We start from the raw sequence: 3,512 nt of genomic DNA on the forward strand, positions 1-3,512 counted from the left end.
CCAGCGCAACCATCCCGCCCGGCGGGCACCGCCGGGCAGCGCCCGCCCCGCCCCAAGGCGGGCGCTTCGCTTCCGCCCGGGCCGGGCGCTGCCCTCGTCTTGTAGCGGGACGGTCGAAGCAAGAAGAAGGAATGCTGGATGCGATCGTCTGCGGCTTCCCCTGCCGCGCGATCAGGACCGGGCGGCCAGCAGGTTGAAAAGACCCTGCGAGGCCTCGCCGCTGGCGGCCTGAAGCAGCGTGAGCGCCGCGGAGGCTGGGCCCGAGGCGGCGGCGCCGGCCTCGATCTGGGCACGGGCGAGGAAGCGGTTGATCACCTTCTCCACCGCGGCCGGATCCTGGAAGGCGGTCAGCTTGTCGGTGCCGAAGAGCGCGGCGGTCTTGTCGCGCATCACCTCGCGCTGGCGGTCCACGTCGATCTTGGCGAAGGCGGCGGGCAGGCCATAGGCCTTCTCGAAGACCTGGCGCAGCGGCTTGGAGCCGAGCACCGAGAACCAGTTCGCCCCGTCGGGGCCGCGCGACATCTCCACCATCTCGCGGCGGAAGTTCATCGCCAGCCGCAGGTCGTTGCTGGTCTCGCCCACCGCCGCCTCGAAGGCGCGGGTGCGGTAGGCCTCGGTGATCCGCGCGGCGAAGCCCGAATCCCCGGTGCGGGCGCCGCCGGGATCGCCGAAGCCGAAGGCCTCGGAGAGCCTGGCATAGGCGGGCTCGGTGAGGCGGTTGGCGAAGGAACGCGGCTCGGTGGTGCCCTCCTCCAGCACCTTGCGGATGAAGGCGCGCTTGTCGAGCTCGCCCTCGAGCCCGAAGGCGCCGAGCGCGACCTTGAGCAGCCGGCGGTCGCCCACGAGCTCGGCGGCGCTGGTCACGCTGCCGATCCTTTCCTCGAAATAGGCGATGTCGCGCTTGAGCTCCGCCCCCTTGTCGAAGGCCGCCTGCTGCGCGGCCTGGGTGCGTTCCAGAAAGCGCCAGCCGGCGATTCCGGGGAGCGGGATGCTCGGCTGGAAGCTCATGGGCGCGCCTCCGCTCACGAGGCCGGACGGACGGCGAGCAGGCGGGTCTCGCGCGGCAGCAGGCCGCGCAGGGCCTTCAGCGTCTGGTAGAACCGCCCCTCGGCCACCGCCTCGGTCGCGGCGGCGAGATGGGCGCGGCTGTCGGCGTCCTGGAAGACCTGGCTCAGCTGCTCGATGCCGCGCAGGATCTGGCGCCGGCCCTCCTCCGGATCCGCCTCGCCGGCGAGCACGAGCTGCGCGATATAGGCGACGCGCCGGACCGGCGTGTTGGCCTCGTCGGGATGGATCGCGTCGCGCAGCCGGAGCACGTTGGCATCGGGCGTGAGCACGTTGAGCCGCGTGCGGCGGTCGCCGTTCTCCATGACGACGCCGTTGATCATGATGCGCTCGCGCGGGCCGAGCTTGAGGACGAGGCCGCTCATGCCGCCACCTCCACGTCGCCGCGCAGGCCCTTCATGATGGCGGTGTTGATGTCGATCAGCGCCGAGACCGAGGCGCGGCCGCCGAGCACCGCGAGGCTGTGCCGGCGCACGAATTCGGCGAGGCTGATGATCTGCGCGCGGAGCTCGACGGGCAGCGCGTTGCCGTCCTCCATCAGATCCTCGGCGAGGATGCCCCAGAGGCGCTGGTTGTCGAAGACCGCCTGGGCGATGAGCGGGAAATTCGACCTGTCGGCCTCGTCGATCGCCTTGAGGCGATGGGTGACCTGGGCGAAGACCTGGTATTCCGTGTCGCGCTGGGTGCGGATCGGGGTCGCGGCGGCGCGGTATCCGGAGCGGGCGTGGTCGTTCTTGTTCATCTGGTAACCCCTGAGGGACCGGGACGGATTCAGGCGAGCGACCCGGGATTGCGTCGAGATCGGAGGGGAGCCGGGGCGGGCTCGCGCCCGCCCCGTTCAGATGACTTAGCGGAAGAGCGCGAGCACGCTCTGCGGCGCCTGGTTGGCGATCGACAGCGACTGGACGCCCAGCTGCTGCTGCACCTGCAGGGCCTGGAGGCGCGAGGAGGCCTCTTCCATGTCCGCGTCGACCAGCGCGCCGACACCGACCTTGAGCGCATCGGCCTGCTTCGTGAGGAAGCTGTTCTGCGCCTCGATCCGCGCCTGGGCGGCACCGAAGGTCGCCGCCGCGGCGTTGGCGGTGTCGATCAGCGTGTCGATGTCGTTCGGGGTCGCCGTGCCGACCACGAGCGCCGCACCGAGCGCCTCGAGGTTGGCCGCACCGGTCGCGATGTTCTGCACGGTCAGCACACCTGCGGTGCGCACGATCGAGCCGGCCACGTTCACGGACGCAGCGGCCGCGTTGACCAGGTTGATGCCGTTGTATTGGGCAGACTGGGCGATCGAGGTGATCGTGCCGGTCAGCGCGGTGACGTCGGCCTGGATCTTGGCGGTATCCGCACCCGGATCGAGCGCCTGGACGACCTTCTCCTGCACCTGCTTGAGGATGTCGGAGATCTGCTCGGCGGCGGAACGGGCCACGCCGACCAGCGCCGAGGCGGAGGTGAGCGATTCGCTGAGCTTCTTGTAGGAGCCGACGTCCGACTTCATGGTGGAGGCGATCGACCAGCTGGAGGAGTTTTCCTTGGCGGTCGAGACGCGCATGCCGGTCGAGATCTCGTTCTGGACCTTGCCCATGCCGGTATTGATCGACTTGAGCGTCTGCAGGGCGACGAGGGCGCTGGTATTGGTGAGAATGCTGGACATAGGTAGTTTCCTTGTGGCGAGCGACGCCTTCGACGCCGCGTTTTCAAGCGTGATCCCGCCCATGCGGAACCGATGACCGCCATTCTGACAACTGCGGCGCCCGGCCGCATTCCGGCCTCGCCGCGCCGGCCCTTCAGCCGCGTAGGGGCACATTCAGCGAACAGGTCTAACCAAGTCCTAATGCCGGGGGCTATCGTGCCTAACAGCCGCTTACCGATGCTCGCATTTGTCGCGACCTGCCTCGCCGCGGCCTTCGCCGGCCCTGCCGCCGCCGATCCGCCCGGCCACCGGGGCGGGACGGCGCCCGAGCGCTTCCTCGACTGGCGGATGGATTGCCCGGAGGGGGCGTGTTCGATCTCGACCCGCGTGCTCGGGGCGGGCGGCCGCGAGGTGCTGCGCCTCGGCGTCACCGGCGCGGGCGAGCGCGCGCTGGTCATCGCCACGCCGATGCCGCTCTTCCTGCCCGACGGCGTCGATCTCGCCCTGGGCGCCGGGATCGAGCGGCAGGTGCCCTGGCGCAGCTGCTCGCCCGGCGGCAGATGCGAGGCGCGCCTGCCGCTCGACGCGGAGGTGCTCGCCGCGCTCAGGCGCGAGCGCGGGGGCACGGTGACCCTGACGCTGCTCGAGGATCAGCCGGTGCGGATCGGATTCTCGCTGATGGGCTTCACCGGCGCGCTCCGGGCGCTCGGCCCGGCCGCGGTCACTTCCGGTCCTTGACGCCCTTGGCGATGCGCCGGCCGTAGAGTTCGAGCCGGTGGTGCACGATCTCGTAGCCGAGCCGCGCCGCGATCTCCTCCTG

The 3,512-nt window shown here is 70.5% G+C and carries 5 protein-coding genes; 1 reads left to right on the top strand and 4 read right to left on the bottom strand.

Annotated elements, in window-relative coordinates:
* Positions 1-171: 171 nt before the first annotated feature.
* From V7050_RS19710 to V7050_RS19725, 4 genes are all read right to left on the bottom strand, one after another.
* On the bottom strand, positions 172-1,008 hold the full coding sequence (locus V7050_RS19710; protein ID WP_324370318.1) for a DUF1217 domain-containing protein: 837 nt from the start codon (positions 1,006-1,008) through the stop codon (positions 172-174).
* Between the two features lie 14 nt (positions 1,009-1,022).
* Positions 1,023-1,430, bottom strand: coding sequence for a flagellar biosynthesis repressor FlbT (gene flbT, locus V7050_RS19715; protein ID WP_324370316.1), 408 nt, complete (start codon positions 1,428-1,430; stop codon positions 1,023-1,025).
* Positions 1,427-1,807, bottom strand: a complete 381-nt coding sequence (flaF, locus tag V7050_RS19720) for a flagellar biosynthesis regulator FlaF (RefSeq protein ID WP_324370313.1) — start codon at positions 1,805-1,807, stop codon at positions 1,427-1,429. Before flaF ends, flbT begins: the two co-directional genes overlap by 4 nt.
* 105 nt (positions 1,808-1,912) lie before the next feature.
* Positions 1,913-2,713, bottom strand: coding sequence for a flagellin N-terminal helical domain-containing protein (locus tag V7050_RS19725; protein ID WP_324370311.1), 801 nt, complete (start codon positions 2,711-2,713; stop codon positions 1,913-1,915).
* A 216-nt stretch (positions 2,714-2,929) separates the two neighbouring features.
* Here V7050_RS19725 and V7050_RS19730 point away from each other — a divergent pair, with 216 nt between their 5' ends.
* Positions 2,930-3,430, top strand: coding sequence for an invasion associated locus B family protein (locus tag V7050_RS19730; protein WP_324370309.1), 501 nt, complete (start codon positions 2,930-2,932; stop codon positions 3,428-3,430).
* Positions 3,431-3,512: the final 82 nt, after the last annotated feature.

Source organism: Amaricoccus sp., from assembly GCF_036846665.1.
In the GTDB taxonomy this organism is placed as follows: domain Bacteria; phylum Pseudomonadota; class Alphaproteobacteria; order Rhodobacterales; family Rhodobacteraceae; genus Amaricoccus.